This window comes from Rhodanobacter sp. MP1X3 (genome assembly GCF_014207165.1).
Taxonomy (GTDB): Bacteria; Pseudomonadota; Gammaproteobacteria; order Xanthomonadales; family Rhodanobacteraceae; genus Rhodanobacter.
Genome location: NZ_JACHCO010000009.1, coordinates 36,188 through 53,648, shown reverse-complemented (window position 1 = coordinate 53,648; position 17,461 = coordinate 36,188). Strand labels below are relative to the sequence as shown.

The window sequence follows — 17,461 nt, the reverse complement described above, 5'->3', positions numbered from 1 at the left end:
TCATCGCGTCGTGTCATCCTTCGCAGCGCGAACACCTCAAGGTATTTTAGTGACCAGAAAAACACCCCCCCAGTCCGGCAAGGGCCAGGCCGGAAACGGACAGGACTCCGGCCCGACCAAAGGCCGGGCGAAACCTGCCGGACGAGCCCCGCGCACCAGCGGCCCATCGAAACCGCGCAACAAGGCTTCCGGCGTTGCCGCGCGTGATCCGCATGCGGCGCGCGAAGCACAGAAGTACGAGCACCCGATTCCCAGCCGCGAGGCGATTCTTGCGTTGCTCGAGGAGCGCGGTGAGTTGTTGACTGAGGCGCGCATTGCCGAGGCGCTGGAAATCTTCGATGAGACCGATCTCGAGGCGCTGCGCAAGCGGCTCGGCGCGATGGTGCGTGACGGCCAGCTGCTGCTGGGGCGTCGCGGCGGCTATGCGCCGACGCAGAAGCTCGATCTGATCGCCGGCGTGGTGATCGCCAATGCCGAGGGCTACGGCTTTCTGCGTCCCGACGCGGGTGGCGATGACCTGTATCTCTCGCCACAGCAGATGCGCGCCGTAATGCACGGCGATCGCGTGCTGGCCAGCGTTGTCGGTATCGATCGTCGCGGTCGTCGCCAGGGCGCGATTGCCGAAGTGCTGCAGCGCCGCTCATCGCGGCTGGTCGGCCGCGTGATCGTCGAGAACGGCGTGACCTCAGTGACGCCGGACGACCGACGTATCCATCAGGAAGTGATGATCAAGCCCGGCGAAGAGCAGGGTGCTACTACGGGTCAGATCGTGGTGGTCGAAATCACCGATCCGCCGACCGCTCAACGCGGTCCGAAGGGTGCGATCCGTGCGGTGCTGGGCGAACGTCTGCAGCCGTCACTGGTGGTGGAGATGGCTATTGCCAGCCACGACCTGCCGCACGAATGGCCGCCAGAAGTGCTGCGCGATGCCGCGCAGGTCGAGCCCGAAGTCAGTGCTGCCGAGCGCGAGGGCCGTACGGATATCCGCTCGCTGCCGCTGGTGACGATCGATGGCGCCGACGCGCGCGACTTCGATGATGCGGTGTATGCCGAGCCCAAGCGTGGCGGTGGCTTCCGCCTGATCGTGGCGATTGCCGATGTTTCGCACTACGTGCGCCTGGGCAGCGCACTGGACAAGGAAGCGTACGAGCGCAGCACCTCGACGTACTTCCCTGGGTTCGTGGTGCCGATGCTGCCGGAGACACTGTCCAACGGCATCTGTTCGTTGAACCCCAAGGTCGAGCGGCTGTGCATGGTCTGCGACATGCAGGTCGATGCCGAAGGCAATGTAGTCAAGTCGAAGTTTTATGACGCCGTGATGCGTTCGCACGCACGACTGACTTACGACAAGGTTTGGCAGGCGGTGGGATTGCGCGAAGAAGATGCTTTGCAGGAAGTCGCCGACGTGCTGCCGCAGCTGGAAAATCTGCACGCGCTGTACAAGGCGATGGTGGCGCAACGCAAGCGGCGTGGCGCGATCGACTTTGAAACGCCGGAAGTGAAGTTCCGTCTCGACCAGACCGGCAGCGTGGAGTCGATGGGCGCGACCGAGCGCAACGACGCGCACAAGCTGATCGAGGAATGCATGATCGCCGCCAACGTACAGGCAGCGCTGTTCCTGGAGAAGAAGAAAATCCCTGCGTTGTTCCGTGCGCATGAGCCGCCGCCGGCAGAGAAATACGAAGATCTGCAGCAGTTCCTGCGTGAGTTCAAACTCAGCATGCCGTCGGTCGATCGCGTCACACCAGCGGACTTCTCTGAAGTGCTGCGCATGGTGAAGGATCGCCCCGAGCGCGAACTGATCCAGTCGGTGCTGTTGCGCTCGCAAAGCATGGCGGCGTATCAGCCGGATAACCGAGGTCATTTTGGCCTGGCGCTGACGGCTTATGCACACTTCACCTCGCCGATTCGTCGCTATCCCGATCTGCTGGTACACCGTGCCATTCGCTACGCGCTGACCAACGGCAAACCCAGCGATTACAGCTATAGTCCAGCCGAAATGGCGGCGATGGCAATTCACTGTTCGCAGCGCGAACGCCGTGCCGAAGAGGCCGAGCGCGATGTTGACGAGCGTTTCAAGTGCGCGTGGATGGAAAAGCACATCGGCAGCGAGTTCGAAGGTGTGGTGACCGGCGTGACCTCGTTCGGCCTGTTCGTGGAGCTGGACGAGTCAAAGGTGTCGGGTCTGGTGCACATCAGCCAGCTTGCCAACGACTACTACCACTTCGATGCGATCCGCAAACTGCTGAAAGGCGAGCGCACCGGCACGCAGTTCCGTCTCGGCGATCATGTGCGCGTGCAGGTGCTGCGTGCGAGTCTGGAAGATCGCAAGATCGATTTCAGATTGGTACCTACGCGAGCTGTTGCAGCTCCAGCCCAGGCACCTGGCAAGGCGTACAACTACGCAGCGAGTGGCGAGCGTTATTCCTTGCCGAAGAAGCCTGTAGCTGAAGCGAAAGCGCAGGGCATGTTTGGCCGTGCGGCCAAGGCCATCGGCCGCGCTTTCGGCCGCAAGGAATCCGAGGTTCCGGAAGCGCCCGTGCGCAGCGGACATGGCGATAACTTGCCGCCGACGCGTTCTTACTCGTCTACCAGACCTGCCGAGTCCGGCAATCGCCCGCGCCGTGGATCAGCTCCTGCCGATTCAGCGTCGAATCGATCGAGCGGACCGAGTCGCGGCAAGGGGCAGAGCCGATCCAGCCACGCCGCGCCTGCTCCTGCATCAACCCCATCGAGCGGCAATCGCAAGCGCGGCCCGCGTAAACCGAAACCGAAAGGCAAACCATGAGTGAGAGCTGGATCGTCGGGATCAACCCGGTCGAAGGTGCACTGAGTAACGATGCGGAGCGTGTGCGCGAGCTGGTCATCGAGCAGGGACAGCGCAATGCGCGCGTGCTGGAGCTGGCCGAGCGCGCCAAGGCGCTGAAGATTACGGTCAACCATCGTCCGCGCGAGCAACTGGACAAGCTGGCTGGGGAGGCTCGCCACCAGGGCGTGGCGGCCCTGTATGAGGCGCCGCCAATGGCGCATGAGAATGACCTGGCGGCACTGATGGAGCGCGACGGCAGCAATACGCTGGTGCTGGTGCTCGATGGGGTGACCGATCCCCACAATCTCGGTGCTTGCCTGCGCAGCTCGGCCGCCGCCAAGGTGACGGCCGTGATCGTGCCGAAGGATCGTGCTGTCGGCCTTACTCCCGTGGTGCGGCGTGCCTCGGCCGGCGGCGCCGATCGTGTGCCGCTGATTGCGGTGACCAATCTCGCGCGTACGCTGCGCGAGCTGAAGGACGCAGGTGTCTGGATCACCGGTCTGGACGGCGAGACGGAGACATCGATTTACGCGGTTGATTTCAAGGGACCGGTGGCTATCGTCCTTGGCAGCGAAGGCGAGGGTATGCGTCGCCTGACCCGTGAACTGTGCGATTTCGTGGCGAAGATTCCGATGCCGGGCACGATGGAAAGTCTTAACGTATCTGTCGCTACCGGTGTGGTTTTATTCGAGGCCTTGCGTCAACGGAGTGCAGTGAAATGAATCTTTTCTGGCATGACTGGGTCGGTTACATCGGTGTTTTTTTCGTGTTGCTTGCCTACTTGCTGTTGCAGGTGCACAAGATCCGCGGCAACGGCCTTATCTACCAGTTATTGAATGTGCTGGGTGCGCTCGGGGTGATTCTGTCGCTGGTGTTTGGACTGGGTCCGGTCAACTGGCCGGCGTTCCTGATGGAGCTGGCATGGATCATCATCGGCGTATTCGGCATTGTGCACGGCACGCGCCTGCGCAAGCGTGCGCGTGAAGAGGGTCGCACTTTGCCGCTGTGGTAGTTCATCGACTCAGCTGATCAATATTCCGTTGGTGACATGGATGGCCTTTATCGGCCAGCTAAAACAAAAAGGAAGCACATCAGGCGCTTCCTTTTTGGATTCAGGCAAAGCAACGCACAGTGCGTTATTTTTTACTCGCCAAGCTTGCCGAGTTCGGGATTCGAGGTGAAATCGCGCTTGGTGCGCTGCTTGTTCAGCGGCTCGCCGGTGACCTGGAACCACACGTTCTCGGCGATGTTGGTGGCGTGATCGCCGATCCGTTCGATGTTCTTGGCCATGAACAGCAGATGCGTGCATGGCGTGATATTGCGCGGATCTTCCATCATGTAGGTGAGCAACTGGCGGAAGTAGCCGGTATAGGCATCGTCGAGTTCGGCGTCGTCCTTCCACACCTGATAAGCCTTCTCGGCATTCTGGTCGCGATAGGCAAGCAGCACGTCGCGTACTTCCGTGGCGGCAAGTTCGGCCAAGTAGCCCAGGCCGGCCGTGGGCGCCACCGGCGCCACCATCGACAGCGGGATCGAGCGCTTGGCCACATTGGCGGCGTAGTCGCCGATGCGTTCGATATCCGCGGCGATACGCAGTGCTGCAAACACGTTGCGCAGGTCACCGGCCATCGGCGCGCGCAGCGCCAGCAGGCGCACCACGTCATGGCTTATTTCCTGTTCGAGCTGGTCGATCGCGTCGTCATTGCCAACCACGCGCTGCGCGGCGCGCTCATCGCGACGGTCGATCACGTCGATGGCTGCTTCGAGTTGGCTCACCGACAACTCGCCCATGCGCACGATTTCGCCAGTGAGCCGTGTCAATTCGCCGTCGTAGCTCTTGATGATGTGTTCTTTGCCAGTGCTGCTCATAGGTGTTCTCTCATGCTTCGAGTATCGAGTGCGAGCCGGCTAGCGTCTCACTCAAACCTGTTCCTGTGAGGGATTTCCCCGCGAGGAAGAGGGACTGTTTCGACTTAGCCAAATCTGCCGGTGATGTAATCTTCGGTCTGCTTTTTGCCGGGCTTGGTAAAGATTTTTTCGGTGTTGTCGAACTCGATCAACTCACCCATGTACATGAAAGCGGTGAGATCGGAACAACGGGCCGCCTGCTGCATATTGTGCGTCACGATGACGATGGTGAACTCGCTTTTCAGCTCTTCGACCAGTTGTTCGATGCGGCTGGTGGCGATCGGATCGAGCGCTGACGTCGGCTCGTCCAGCAGCAGTACTTCGGGTTTCAGTGCGATCGCGCGGGCAATGCACAAGCGCTGCTGCTGGCCGCCGGAGAGGCCGAGCGCATTCTGCTTGAGCTTGTCCTTCACCTCATCCCAGAGCGCAGCGCTGCGCAGCGCCTGCTCCACACGACCTTCCATGTCGGACTTGGACAGCTTTTCGTGATGGCGGATGCCGTAAGCCACGTTTTCGAAGATGGTCATCGGAAACGGCACCGGCTTCTGGAACACCATGCCGACCTTGCTGCGCAGGCGATTCATCGAATAGCCCGGATCGAGAATGTTCTCGCCGTCGAGCACGATGTCACCCTTGGCCTCGAGCTTGGGATAGATCGCGTAGATGCGGTTGAAGATGCGCAGCAACGTTGACTTGCCGCAGCCGGAAGGACCGATGATCGCGGTGACTTTCTTCTCCGGTATATCCATGTTGATGCCTTTCAGCGCATGGAAACCGTTGTAGTAGAAGTGCAGGTTGCGCACTGTGATCTTGGTGTCAGCCAGCGGCGCGGCCATGGTCTGCGCCGTGTTTACGGCGAGGGCAGAATCAGTCATGGGACACCTTGTTGCGAGAGAAGACCAGACGGGAGCCGAGGCTCAACAGCAGCACGAACATGGTGACCACAAACGCGCCAGCCCAGGCCATGGCATGGGCTGTGTCGCCCGGATCATTGGCGTATTGATAGATGATCTGCGGCAGGCTGGACATTTTGTCGATGGGATTTAGCGTCATGTAGTTGTTGCCGAACGCGGTGAACAGCAGCGGTGCCGTTTCGCCCGAGATGCGCGCCAGCGCCAGCAGTACGCCGGTGATGATGCCCGAGCGCGCGGCGCGGATGAGAATCTGCATGGTCAGCTTCCACTGCGGCACGCCCAGCGACAGCGCCGCTTCGCGCAGCGTGGAAGGCACCAATCGGAGCATCTCGTCGGTGGTGCGCACGATCACGGGCAGGGCGATCAGCGCCAGCGCGACGCCGCCGGCAAAACCTGAAAAGCTGGTCGAGCCATGGGTCAGCACCGTACTTGGCAACACGATGATGGTGTAGACAAACAGGCCCATCACGATCGACGGTGCGGACAGCAGAATGTCGTTGAGAAACCGGATGGTCTCGCCCAGCTTGGTACGGTTGGCGTATTCGGCCAGCCAGGTGCCTGCCAGTACGCCGATCGGCGTGGCGATGGCGATGCCGAGGAAGTTGATGATCAGGCTACCGACCATCGCATTGGCCAGGCCACCCTCGTCACCGTTGGCGGTAATACCAGTGAACAGCTTGAAATTCAGCGCGCTGATGCCCTGGCGCAGGGTCTCCCACAGAATCCAGGCCAGAAAGGTGAGCCCGATCAGCGTTGCCAAGGCACTGAACCCCATCGCCAGCCAGTTGGTGATGCGGCGGCGCAGATAGATGGAGCTCATCAGTTACCTTCCTTGCGCTTCAACTGGCGCAGCATCAACCGAGCGATCAGCAGCACGATAAAGGTGACCACGAAGAGCAGAAACGCCAGCGCCATCAGCGACGATTTCTGCAGGCCCGAGGCTTCGCTGAACTGGTTGGCGATGGTCGAAGCAATCGAGGTGCCGGGATCGAGCAGCGATGCCGAAAACGTCATCGAGTTGCCGATGATGAAGGCCACCGCCATCGTCTCGCCGAGCGCGCGTCCGAGGCCGAGGAAAATGCCACCGATCACCGCCGAGCGCGTGTACGGCAGCACGATGTCCCAGGATACTTCCCACGTGCTGGAGCCCAGCGCATAGGCGGACTCCTTCAGCCGCGTCGGTACGGTCTGGAACACCTCGCGCATCACCGAGGAAATGAACGGGATGATCATGATCGCCAGCACGATGCCGGCAACCAGGATGCTGGCGCCGAAGGGGTAGTCGCTACCGAAGAGCTTGCCCACAAAGGGCACATGCTGGGCCAGCCACGACAGCTTGCCATCATCAGGCTTGTTGCCGAGGTTGCTGGTCAGCCACGGCTTGATGTGCTCGGAAAAGAACGGCGCGAAGACAAACAGTCCCCACATGCCGTAGATAATCGAAGGGATACCAGCCAGCAGTTCAATGGCTGACGACACTGGCGTGCGCAGCCAGGTTGGCGCTACTTCGGACAAAAAAAGCGCAATACCGAAACTCACCGGTACGGCGATCAGCAAAGCAATAAGTGAGGTGACGATGGTGCCATAGACCGGCACGAGCGCACCGTAGACGTCGTTGCTCGGATCCCACGCGGTGCTGACCAGGAAGTGCCAGCCAAACTTGGCGAAGGCCTCGCGACCGCCCCACAACGTGGCTCCCGCGGCACCAAGCAGTGACGCCAGCACCAGCAGGGCACAGCCTTTGAGCAGCCATCGGAATAATCGCTCCTGGCGGGCGTCGCGGTGAGTGCGTTGCTCCACAACACGGGGAGGTGCAATGGTGCCGGGTTGCGCTGACATGTGCGATGCAATCCTCAAGCAAACAGAAAACCGGATGTAACGAAGCTGTGCCAGCTGCCTCTAGCGAAAAGCCGCCCTTCCGGAAAAGGGCGGCGTTGCAGCATGTGTTCTATGCAGCGGGCGATGAAGGCTGGAAGCTGATCACCGCCTGCGATATCACTGCTTGTAATCGGAAGCCCAGTAAGCCTCGATCTGCGAGACCAATGCCGCCGGCAGCGGCACATAGTCGAGCGAGGAAGCGTCAGCCTGACCTTTTTCCAGCGACCACTTGAAGAAGTCGAAGGCTACCTTGCTGTTCGCAACGTTCTTTGGCGTCTTGTACATGATTACCCAGGTGGTGGCAGTAATCGGCCACGCCTGAGCACCCGGTGCATTGGTCATCACCAGATTGAAATCTTTCGCACTTTTCCAGTCGGCGGTTGCGGCAGCGGCGGCGAAAGCAGCGGCATTCGGCTTGATGAAATTGCCGCTCGCATTCTTCAGATCAACCCAGGCCAGCTTGTTCTTCACTGCGTAGGCATACTCAACGTAACCGATGGAACCCGGAATCTGGCGCACGTACTGCGACACGCCTTCGTTGCCCTTGCCACCCACGCCCGTCGGCCATTCCACCGCAGTACCAAACTTCACTTTGCTGGCCCAATCCGCGTTGACCTTGGAGAGGAAGTTGGTGAAGTTGAACGAAGTACCCGAACCATCCGAACGATGGACTACGGTGATCTTGCCGGCCGGCAGCTTGAGGCCAGCATTCAGCGCGGCGATCTTCGGGTCGTTCCAGTTGGTGATTTTGCCGAGGAAGATGTCAGCCAAAGTGGTGCCATCGAGCTTGACCTGATCTTCCGCGATGCCTTCGATATGAACCACCGGCACAATGCCGCCGACTACGACCGGGAACTGCCCCAGACCGAGCTGCTGCAAATCCTCAGCCTTCATCGGGGCATCGGACGCACCGAAATCGATGGTGCCTTCCTTGATCTGTGCAATACCGGCGCCGGAACCGACGGATTGGTAGTTAAGATGATTGCCGGTCTTCTCGGCATACGCAGCCGACCACTTGGACATGACCGGATACACAAAGCTGGAGCCAGCGCCGGTGATATCGGTTGCCTGGGCGGCGACGGCAAACGTCGAAGACACGGCGATCGCGGCAACGGCCGCGAATCGGAACGGAGATTTGCAAGTGATCAACACGGTAGCTCCTTATGAGGGGCGGAGGATTGGACCCCGCCATTTCAGGCCTTTCGTGTTGCAATGAGATGAGATGAATGTTGCAAAAAGATGACAACGCAAGATATTGCTGTCAGGAATTGCGAAAAATGCACCAGGGCCAGCCGAAAAAACTAGCCCAAGCCTGCCTGTGGAACGTCAATCGCAGCATGCTCCTGCTCCAGGAGTTCCAGTTGCCGCCAGCGATTGACCACCGTGCAGAACAGGTCCGCGGTCCGTTCGGCATCATAGACAGCCGAGTGCGCCTCACGGCCATCGAACGTGTGGCCTGCCGCCAGCACGGCCTTGCTCAATACTGTCTGACCAAAAGCGAGCCCACCAAAACTTACGGTGTCAAAGCAGCTGAAGGGGTGAAACGGATTGCGTTTATTGCCGCAACGACGCACCGCCATATTGAGAAAACCCAGATCGAAAGCCGCGTTGTGCCCGACCAGGATCGCTCTCTGACAATCAGCGTCGCGTACGGCCTGCCGCACTGCTTGAAAAATATGATCCAGCGCCAGGCGTTCGGTCAGCGCGCCACGTAGCGGGTTATAAGGATCGATACCGGTGATTTCCAACGAGCGCGGGTCGATATTGGCGCCTGGGAATGGCTCGACATGGGTCGATATGGTCTGATGAGGACGCAGATAACCACCGGCATCCATGGTTACTGTCACAGCCGCAATCTCTAGCAGCGCATCGTGCTCGGCATCGAACCCTCCCGTCTCGACATCGACGACAACAGGAAGAAAACCGCGGAAGCGTTCCGCCATGCGGGCAGGGGAGGTAAGGGGGGTATATGACATGCGATGAGCATAGCATTCACCGTTCAATGCCTTGATCGGTGCATGCCTTAAGAGGGTTCTCAATCGTCGATTGCCCGTTTCCCGTGATTTGCATAGCTGTTTGTGTCGCAATGCAATCACGTATACATCTAGTCATGGCTCCCAAATGCTTCGATAGGAAGCGAGAGTCACTTGAAGCGAAAGTGGCGGGGCATCGGTTGCTTATGGGATGCCCACGTTAAATGCTTGTGGTGCTCGCTGTCATCTAACTGTCATTATTTGTATACGTAAGCGTCACGTATGCGCGGCATGCTGCGCTTCGAGATGGGGCGTTAAGTGAATTTAACAGACACTTTTGAGTGTCGCCTCCGTCGTACGTCTTTACTAACTCGATGCGGAGCTTCTCATCATGCGCAATAAAATCGTCGCCGCAGCCATTGCTGCCGTGCTCGGCACACTCAGCGCAGTCGCGCACGCCGATGATGCCAATATCAATACCTTCAGTGACCTGTTCACGCAGGGTCATGTGGATGGTGAGCTTCGTCTTTACGACTTCAACCGCACCTATGACTACGACATTGCGACGAAGCCGAGTGCCCGCGCCTTTGGCGGCTCGATCCTGCTCAATGCACAGACTGCCTCGCTGGATGGTTTCAGTGCCGGCGCGTCGCTGGTCAGTGCCAATTCGTTGGGCTCGCTGGCCGACAATCCGAAGCGGGTCGATACCACGCTGATGGGGGCCAACGATTCGCTCACGGCGCTGAGCCAGGCCTACCTGCAGTACAAGAATGACTGGGTTATGGCGCGCGCCGGTTACCAGTATTTGAACACGCCGTGGATGGGTAACAGCGATGGCCGCTTGCTGCCTAACTCGTACGAAGCACTGAGCACTGTTTTCACGCCGATCACCGGCTGGAACATTATCGGAATCCGCGAGCTTAGCTACAAGAGCCGCACGTCCGATGACTACTTCAACGACAACAACTACTACGCTGCCCTCTATGAGGGCGACACGCTTTACGGTGGTAACCAGGGGTTGCCGCTGACCGCGAAACAAACCAGTGGCACGTGGGCGTTGGGTAGCACGTATGTCAACGGCGGCCTGAAGGCGCAGGGTTGGTACTACGACTTCCTCGATTTCGCTCGCATGGGCTATGCCGACGGCAGCTATGTTTTCGACACCGGTACCGGTTTCAACCCAGTCATTGGCTTGCAGGGGCTGACCGAGAGCGGCGGTGGTTCGGACAACGTGCTGGTGGCAAACAAGCTCAAGATCAACAACATTGCCGGCACCAACGTGAAGAGCCGTGTCTGGGGTGCCGACCTCGGCGTCGTGATCCCGAATGGCCGCTTCGACCTCATGTACAACAAGGTTGAGAAGGAGACCGGTTCGGTCATCGGTGACGGTTCGATCATCTCGCCGTTCACCGCCAGCTACGCGACTGATCCGCTGTACACGACCTCGATGATCCGTGGTCTGGTGGAAGCCGGCCCGGGCCATGCAACGAAGGCCAAGTTCTCCTATGACCTCTTCGACAAGAAGGTGCAGCTGGTTGCTGCGTATGCGAAGTACACCACCGATCTGAACGGCAGCTTCCACGATACGTACTTCGACATCATCTATAACTTTGATGGTTTCATGAAGGGCTTTCAGATTCGCGACCGCTGGGAAAAATCCTCGGGCGGCCTCAACAACCTGAATCCAGGAAACCAGCCGTTTACGTATAACCGCGTGATGCTCAGCTACAAGTTCTGATCGCCGTTCTCGGAGCAAGGGCGATGACAAGAGATTTGTCATCGCCCTGATGTCGTAGTGTCATCTATGCGTGTCAGGCTTTAGCTGTAACGAGTTATCGGAAAGGAGTTCGACCCAAGGACGGAAAACGGCGGGCACGGCCCGCCGTTTGCTTTTGCGCTACTCATGGAACAGCCGCCACCGGTTGATCGGTTGGCGGCTTTTTCATTTCTGTGCCGCTCCAGCCGCCGCCCAGGGCACGAATCAGATTCACGCTGGCCTGCAGACGGCGGGTGCGAACTTGCTCGGCATTGCGCTTGGCTTGCAGGTAGCTGGTCTGGGCTGTTACCACGTCAAGATAGTTGACGATACCTTCGCTATAGCGGTTCGTTGCGATCGTTGCCGCGTCCTGCGCGGCCGTTGCCGCATCATCCTCGTCATGCGCTTCGTGACTGAGATTGGTCAATAGCGACAGGTTGTCTTCCACTTGCTGAAAGGCCGTCAACACGGTGACGCGGTATTGCCCGGCAGCTTCATCAAATCCGGCTTTCGCCTCGCGCTCGCGACTGCGCCGCAAGCCACCGTCGAACAGACTCAATGCACCAATCGGGCCGAGCGCCCACATGCGGTTGCCAGCACTGAGCAGGCTGCCGTTGCCGGTGTTCTGCCAGCCGAAAAGAGCGGACAGGCTGAAGCTTGGATAGAACGCTGCGCGCGCCACACCGATATCGGCGTTGGCGGCGAATGTGCGCCGCTCGGCGGCAGCGATATCGGGGCGGCGCTGCAGCAGGGTGGAAGGTATTTCGGAGGGGATCATCGGCAGGTCGATCTGAATGTCCGAAGATGGCAGCGAGAGCTGGGACGCTGGCACGCCCACCAGCGTGGCGATTGTGTGCTCAGTAAGCGCCCGCTGTGCGCTTACTTCGGCGGCCTGTGCCATGGCGTCGGATAACTGGTTCTTGGCGCGTGCAACCGACAGACCCGAGGCAATGCCACCTTCCATACGGTTCTGCGTGAGCACGAGACCCTTACGGTAAGCATCCAGCGAATCGGCGAGGATGTGCGCCTGGATGTCATAGCCGCGCAGCTGGATATACAGATCGGCGAGCTGCGATTGCAGGCTCAGCTTTGCCGAGGCCAGGTCGGCGTCGGCGGCTTGTGCTTGCGCCTTGCCGGCGGCTACTTCATTGCGTACGCGGCCCCAGAAATCGAACTCGTAGTCCGCCGAAAACTGCGCGGTGTTGGCATCGTATTCGTTCGGTTGGTTGCTGCCACGCAGCGGACGATTGTTCGACTGGCGATTGTTCGACGGTCCGCCGTCCACACCTAGATGCGGAAACAGACCGGAACGAAGCTCGCCCTCGTAGGCATGCGCCATGTCGTAGCGCGATAGTGCGACCGCCAGGGAAGGGTTGCTGGCGTCCAGCTTGTGCTCCAGTCCATCCAGCGCCGTATCACCAAAGATCTGCCACCAGTCGCCCCGGGCGAGCGTATCGGCGGGCGCAGCAGGCGCCCACAGTCCGGATGCCTCCTTGTAATTGGCGGGTATGGTGATATCGGGACGATGGTACGTCGGCGCCAATGAGCAGCCAGCCACTGCGGTCAGTAGACAACCGGCCAAAGCATGACGTGCCCCAGTCTGCCAACGCGATCGCTGCTTGCAAATGGTGGATAGGATGCGCATGGGGTCACCCCTGCTTCGGCTGTTCATGCGCGGCGGTGTCGCTGGAAGCAGCGGCAGCAAGCTGCACCTTGTCACCCTGTGACAGCGAATCCGGCGGATGGTCGATGATGCGATCACCTAGCTGCAGGCCGTGATCGATTTCCAGCGCGTCACCCAAGTCCATGCCAATGTGGATATCGCGCAGTTGTACGCGGTTGTCCGCACCCAGCACCGCGACCTGTGGACCGGCGGCGCGGAAGATCAGCACGGTTGCCGGCACGGTGATCAGATGCGTGTTGACCGCGACCGGCAGCGTCACTTCCGCGTAATCGCCAGGTAACAGTTCGCCATGCGGGTTGGGTGCTTCGAACTGCGCCAGCAACGAACCGGACTCCTGATTGACCGAGCCCGACGAGCCGATCAGCGTGGCTTTGTAGGTTTCACCTGGATGTTCGAGCACGCTGAGGTTGACTGTCATGCCGGGCTTGATCGATGCCGCGTAGCCTTGGGGAATGCGCACGTACAGACGCATCTTGCTGGTGTCGGCCACGGTGAACAGGGCGGGGCTGTTTTCACTGGTGGATGAGATCAGATCGCCAATGTCGGTATTGCGGCTGGTCACCGTGCCGCTGAAAGGTGCGGTGATGTGCTTGAACGACTCCAGCGCAGCAAGTCGGTCCACATCGGCCTGCGCCGAGAGCACGTTGGCGGCGGCCACTTCGGCCTCGCCACTTTTTTCATCGGCCTCCTGTTTGGATACCGAGTTGGAACTCAATAGATGCTGCCAGCGCTGGCTGGTGACCTGCGCCAGCCGTTGATCGGCCTTGGCACGCACCAGCACGGCCTTGGCCTGTTCGAACTGTTGGTCGAGCTCCGGCGTATCGATGATGCCTAGCGTATCGCCGGCGTTCACCGTGCTGCCGATGTCCTTGTCCCAGCTTTTCAGGTAGCCACTGACGCGGGCATGGATCGGTGCGCTGATCCACGCATCGACGCGGCCGGGCAAGGTCATCGCATGGTTATCGCTTTTGCCCGCTATCGGTGCCAGCTGCACCGTTGGCAGTTCCTGCGCATTGGTCCAGCTGACCAGCTGATGGTAGTCGTGCGCACGCACGGTCAGCCCGATCGCCGTTGCCAGCACCGCCAGCACGAGAACGATGGCGATAGGACGGCCCAGCCGCAGCGGGTGCTGCGCTGGAGCATCGTGGTTAGGCGACATGAGGATTTTCTCCAGGCATCAGAACGGGTGAAATTGGATCAGGTGAAATTGGATCGGGTGAATTGGGATCGGGTGAATTTGAGTCGGCGGAAACGGCGTGCTTTTCGCCGGCATGGACGAGGCTGAAAATCACCGGCACGAACAGCAGCGTGGCAAAGGTGGCAAACAACAGGCCGCCGATCACGGCACGGCCCAGCGGTGAATTCTGTTCCTGGCTCAGTGCCATTGGCAGCATGCCCATGATCATCGCCAGCGCGGTCATGCAGACCGGGCGGAAGCGGGTGAAACCGGCTTCCATCGCAGCCTTTACCGCGTCGCCGTGGATGGCCAGTCGCTCGCGACAGAAGCTCACCACCAGAATCGAGTTGGCGGTGGCCACGCCCATGCACATGATCGCGCCGGTCAGTGCGGGTACCGACAACGTCGTGTGGCTGACAAACAGCATCCATACGATGCCGGCCAGCGCGGCGGGGAGCGCCGTGATGATTACGAACGGATCGAGCCACGACTGGAAGTTGACCACGATCAACAGGTAGATCATCACTACTGCGCCGAGCAGGCCGAACAGCAGGCCGCTGAAGGCCTCGTTCATCGTGCCGACCTGTCCACGCAAGGTGACCAGGGTGCCCTTGGGTCGGCTCTTGGCGAACTGCGCCAGCACCTTGTTGACATCGGTGCTCACCGCGCCGAGATCACGGTCCTGTACCGACGCGTAAATGTCGAACGAGGGCAGGATGTTGTAGTGCGAAACGACTGCGGCGCTGGGTTCGCGCGTAAAGCTGGCGATGCCGCCGAGCATCTGGCTGGACTTGTCGGTGGACGACGTCACCGGCAGCCGCGCCAGGTCAGCCATCGAATCCATCTTGTACTGCGGCGTGGCGGCGACGATGGCGTACGACACGCCGTTCTTCGGATTGAGCCAGAACGCCGGCGCGACCTGACCGCTACCCGCGAGCGAGGCGACCATGCTGTTGGTCACGTCACGCTCGGTGATACCCAGGGCATCGGCGCGGGTGCGATTCACATGCACGTTCAATTGCGGATAGCTGGTGCTCTGCTGCAACCGCACGTCGGCGATGCCCGGTACGGCGCGCAGCTTCTTCATGATCTGCATTGCATACGCTTCGTTTTCATCGCTGTTGCGGCCAGTGATCGATACATCGAGCGGTGCCGGCGCGCCGAAGTTGAGGATCTGGCTGGTCATGTCGGCTGGTAGAAACGCGAACTCGGTGCCCGGGAATGATTTGGGCAACTGCTCGCGCAGCTTCTTGACGAAGTCTGCCGTTGGCGAATGGCCTTCCTTCAGCGAGATCTGGATATCGCCGTCCTGCGGACCGATGGTGCCGGTGTTGCTGTAGACAAGGTTGACGCTGCTCAACGGCAAGCCGATGTTGTCGATCACGGTGTCGAGTTGGTCGGCGGGAATGATCTGGCGGATCGTCTGTTCGATGTGATCGAACTCTGCCGCGGTTTCTTCCACGCGAGTACCCATCGGTGCGCGAACATGCAGTGCGATCGATCCGGCGTCGACATTCGGAAAAAAGTCGCGTCCGAGGAATGGCACCAGCGCAAACGAGATCAGCACGAAGCCCAGAAAACCGAGGATGAAGTTACGCCGATGGGCAAGTGCCGCGCCGAGCATTGCGTAATAGCCGTCACGAATCCTGGTGAAGCGATGTTCGAAGGCGAGCTGGAACGCAATCGCCTTGCGCACGATCACGTTGCGGTGGGCATGATGTTGATCGCCATCGTGGTGGTTGATATAGCCATCTTCCGGATGGTCGCCGCTGCCGCCCTCGATGATGTGGGGCTTCAGCAGAAACATCGCCATGGTCGGCACCAGCGTGCGTGAGAGCACGAACGAGGAGGCCATCGCGAAAATCACCGCCAGCGCCATCGGCCGGAACAGGAAACCGGCGATGCCGTCGAGCATGAACATCGGCACGAACACGATGCAGATGCACAGCAGCGAGACGAAGGCGGGCGTGACGATCTGCGCCGCACCATCGAGGATGGCCGATTTGACGTCCTTGCCCTGCTCGAGATGCCAGTTGATGTTCTCGATGGTCACTGTGGCATCGTCGACGAGGATGCCGACGGCTAGCGCCAGGCCGCCCAGGGTCATCACGTTGAGCGTCTGCCCGGTGGCGGACAGCAGCGCGATGGCCGACAGGATCGAGAGTGGGATCGACACCGCGATGATGACGGTGGAGCGCCAGCTGCCGAGAAAGACCAGGATCATCACCGAGGTCAGCAACGCCGCAATGATGCCTTCGCGCGCGACCGAGGCGATCGCCGATTTCACGAACACGGATTGATCGTTGAGCATCGATATTTTCAGCGAGGGCGGCATCGTCTCCTCGATCAGTGGCATCAGCTTCTTGATGCCGGCGACCACGGCCAGCGTCGAAGCGCTACCGGTTTTCAGGATCGGCATCAGCACCGCGCGCTTGCCATCCACGCGCACCACGTTGTTCTGCGGCGGAGAACCGTCGCGTACGTGGGCGACCTGGCCGATGGTGATGGTGGCGCCGTTGATCGTCTTGATTGGCAGGTTGTTCAGATCGGAGAAGGCTTTCGGACTGTTGTTGAGCTGCACGTGATATTCGTACGTGCCAATCTTGGCGGTGCCGACCGGAATGATCTGGTTTTGCGAGGCCAGCGCGTTGGCGACGTCCTGTGCGGACAGACCTTTGGCATCGAGTGCCTGCGGATCCAGATCCATGGTGATCTGACGCTGCTTGCCGCCGTATGGCGTCGGAATCGCCACGCCGTTGACCGATACAAGCGTGGGTCGAACCTCGTTTTGCGCAATGTCGCGGATCTTGGATTCGGACAGCGTCTTGCTCGACAGCGCCATCTGCAGCACGGGTACGGTCGACGCGTTGTAATTGAGGATCAGCGGCGGCGTGATGCCCGGTGGCATCTGCTTGACCACCGTCTGCGAGATCGAGGTGACTTGTGCCGTAGCTGTACGAATATCGGTGCCGGGTTGGAAGAAGATCTTCACCACGCCGGCACCGGGCAGCGACTGTGATTCGATGTGCTCGATATTGTTGACCGAGGTGGTCAGCTGACGTTCGTAGTAATAGATCACGCGGCCGGACATCTGGTCGGGCGGCAGGCCGTTATAAGTCCACACCACGCTGATCACCGGGATGCCGATGTTCGGGAAGATATCGGTCGGCGTACGCAATGCGGCCAGCGGGCCAGCGATAAGGATGACCAGCGCCAGCACAACAAAGGTGTAGGGTCGTGACAGGGCTAAGCGAACAAGACCGAGCATGGAGGTTTTCCAGATGGCAGCAGCGTTCAATGACCACCGCGGAGAGCTCCGCGGTACGGTCAGCGATTGCCACGGATCATGGCAAGCCAGCCTT

13 protein-coding genes are annotated in these 17,461 nt (G+C 60.0%); 4 read left to right on the top strand and 9 right to left on the bottom strand.

Annotation, left to right across the window (positions count from 1 at the left end):
- The first annotated feature begins 49 nt into the window (after window positions 1-49).
- From rnr to HDE79_RS19555, 3 genes are read left to right on the top strand one after another with little or no spacing between them, the layout of a single operon-like run.
- Window positions 50-2,788: a ribonuclease R gene (rnr, locus tag HDE79_RS19565; RefSeq protein WP_184604580.1), complete on the top strand. Its 2,739-nt coding sequence runs from the start codon at window positions 50-52 to the stop codon at window positions 2,786-2,788.
- Window positions 2,785-3,531 (top strand): 23S rRNA (guanosine(2251)-2'-O)-methyltransferase RlmB, encoded by a 747-nt coding sequence (gene rlmB, locus HDE79_RS19560; RefSeq protein ID WP_184604578.1) that lies wholly within the window; start codon window positions 2,785-2,787, stop codon window positions 3,529-3,531. The genes rnr and rlmB overlap by 4 nt, the downstream gene beginning before the upstream one ends.
- Complete coding sequence (locus HDE79_RS19555) at window positions 3,528-3,821, top strand: hypothetical protein (protein ID WP_184604577.1); 294 nt, start codon at window positions 3,528-3,530, stop codon at window positions 3,819-3,821. The genes rlmB and HDE79_RS19555 overlap by 4 nt, the downstream gene beginning before the upstream one ends.
- Before the next feature lie 131 nt (window positions 3,822-3,952).
- On the opposite strand, the gene phoU is transcribed toward HDE79_RS19555, so the two are convergent.
- The 6 genes from phoU to rnt form a co-directional block, all read right to left on the bottom strand.
- Window positions 3,953-4,678, bottom strand: coding sequence for a phosphate signaling complex protein PhoU (gene phoU, locus HDE79_RS19550; protein ID WP_184604575.1), 726 nt, complete (start codon window positions 4,676-4,678; stop codon window positions 3,953-3,955).
- A gap of 104 nt (window positions 4,679-4,782) precedes the next feature.
- A complete protein-coding gene (gene pstB / locus HDE79_RS19545; RefSeq protein ID WP_255483937.1) occupies window positions 4,783-5,553 on the bottom strand; it encodes a phosphate ABC transporter ATP-binding protein PstB in 771 nt (256 codons plus the stop codon).
- A 31-nt stretch (window positions 5,554-5,584) separates the two neighbouring features.
- Window positions 5,585-6,451, bottom strand: a complete 867-nt coding sequence (pstA, locus tag HDE79_RS19540) for a phosphate ABC transporter permease PstA (protein ID WP_184604572.1) — start codon at window positions 6,449-6,451, stop codon at window positions 5,585-5,587.
- A complete protein-coding gene (pstC, locus tag HDE79_RS19535; protein WP_184604570.1) occupies window positions 6,451-7,470 on the bottom strand; it encodes a phosphate ABC transporter permease subunit PstC in 1,020 nt (339 codons plus the stop codon). Before pstC ends, pstA begins: the two co-directional genes overlap by 1 nt.
- A gap of 156 nt (window positions 7,471-7,626) precedes the next feature.
- Window positions 7,627-8,661: a phosphate ABC transporter substrate-binding protein PstS gene (gene pstS / locus HDE79_RS19530; protein WP_184604569.1), complete on the bottom strand. Its 1,035-nt coding sequence runs from the start codon at window positions 8,659-8,661 to the stop codon at window positions 7,627-7,629.
- A 149-nt stretch (window positions 8,662-8,810) separates the two neighbouring features.
- Window positions 8,811-9,452 carry a ribonuclease T gene (gene rnt, locus HDE79_RS19525; RefSeq protein ID WP_255488521.1) on the bottom strand — a complete coding sequence of 214 codons (642 nt, stop codon included), beginning with the start codon at window positions 9,450-9,452 and terminating at the stop codon, window positions 8,811-8,813.
- Window positions 9,453-9,873: 421 nt separating this feature from the next.
- Between rnt and HDE79_RS19520 the strand changes: the two genes are divergently transcribed.
- Window positions 9,874-11,220, top strand: coding sequence for a hypothetical protein (locus tag HDE79_RS19520; RefSeq protein WP_184604567.1), 1,347 nt, complete (start codon window positions 9,874-9,876; stop codon window positions 11,218-11,220).
- A 163-nt stretch (window positions 11,221-11,383) separates the two neighbouring features.
- On the opposite strand, the gene HDE79_RS19515 is transcribed toward HDE79_RS19520, so the two are convergent.
- From HDE79_RS19515 to HDE79_RS19505, 3 genes are read right to left on the bottom strand one after another with little or no spacing between them, the layout of a single operon-like run.
- A complete protein-coding gene (locus HDE79_RS19515; protein ID WP_184604565.1) occupies window positions 11,384-12,883 on the bottom strand; it encodes an efflux transporter outer membrane subunit in 1,500 nt (499 codons plus the stop codon).
- 4 nt (window positions 12,884-12,887) lie between these two features.
- Complete coding sequence (locus HDE79_RS19510; RefSeq protein WP_184604563.1) at window positions 12,888-14,081, bottom strand: efflux RND transporter periplasmic adaptor subunit; 1,194 nt, start codon at window positions 14,079-14,081, stop codon at window positions 12,888-12,890.
- Window positions 14,071-17,367 (bottom strand): efflux RND transporter permease subunit, encoded by a 3,297-nt coding sequence (locus HDE79_RS19505; protein WP_184604561.1) that lies wholly within the window; start codon window positions 17,365-17,367, stop codon window positions 14,071-14,073. The genes HDE79_RS19510 and HDE79_RS19505 overlap by 11 nt, the downstream gene beginning before the upstream one ends.
- Between the last annotated feature and the right edge of the window lie 94 nt (window positions 17,368-17,461).

Excerpts from the sequence above, each read along its gene's own strand:
- pstA (WP_184604572.1), bottom strand. The coding sequence starts at position 6,451 with ATGAGCTCCATCTATCTGCGCCGCCGCATCACCAACTGGCTGGCGATG.
- HDE79_RS19520 (WP_184604567.1), top strand. The coding sequence starts at position 9,874 with ATGCGCAATAAAATCGTCGCCGCAGCCATTGCTGCCGTGCTCGGCACA.
- rlmB (WP_184604578.1), top strand. The coding sequence starts at position 2,785 with ATGAGTGAGAGCTGGATCGTCGGGATCAACCCGGTCGAAGGTGCACTG.
- rnt (WP_255488521.1), bottom strand. The coding sequence starts at position 9,452 with ATGGCGGAACGCTTCCGCGGTTTTCTTCCTGTTGTCGTCGATGTCGAG.
- HDE79_RS19515 (WP_184604565.1), bottom strand. The coding sequence starts at position 12,883 with ATGCGCATCCTATCCACCATTTGCAAGCAGCGATCGCGTTGGCAGACT.
- HDE79_RS19505 (WP_184604561.1), bottom strand. The coding sequence starts at position 17,367 with ATGCTCGGTCTTGTTCGCTTAGCCCTGTCACGACCCTACACCTTTGTT.
- HDE79_RS19510 (WP_184604563.1), bottom strand. The coding sequence starts at position 14,081 with ATGTCGCCTAACCACGATGCTCCAGCGCAGCACCCGCTGCGGCTGGGC.
- phoU (WP_184604575.1), bottom strand. The coding sequence starts at position 4,678 with ATGAGCAGCACTGGCAAAGAACACATCATCAAGAGCTACGACGGCGAA.
- pstC (WP_184604570.1), bottom strand. The coding sequence starts at position 7,470 with ATGTCAGCGCAACCCGGCACCATTGCACCTCCCCGTGTTGTGGAGCAA.
- pstB (WP_255483937.1), bottom strand. The coding sequence starts at position 5,553 with ATGGCCGCGCCGCTGGCTGACACCAAGATCACAGTGCGCAACCTGCAC.
- HDE79_RS19555 (WP_184604577.1), top strand. The coding sequence starts at position 3,528 with ATGAATCTTTTCTGGCATGACTGGGTCGGTTACATCGGTGTTTTTTTC.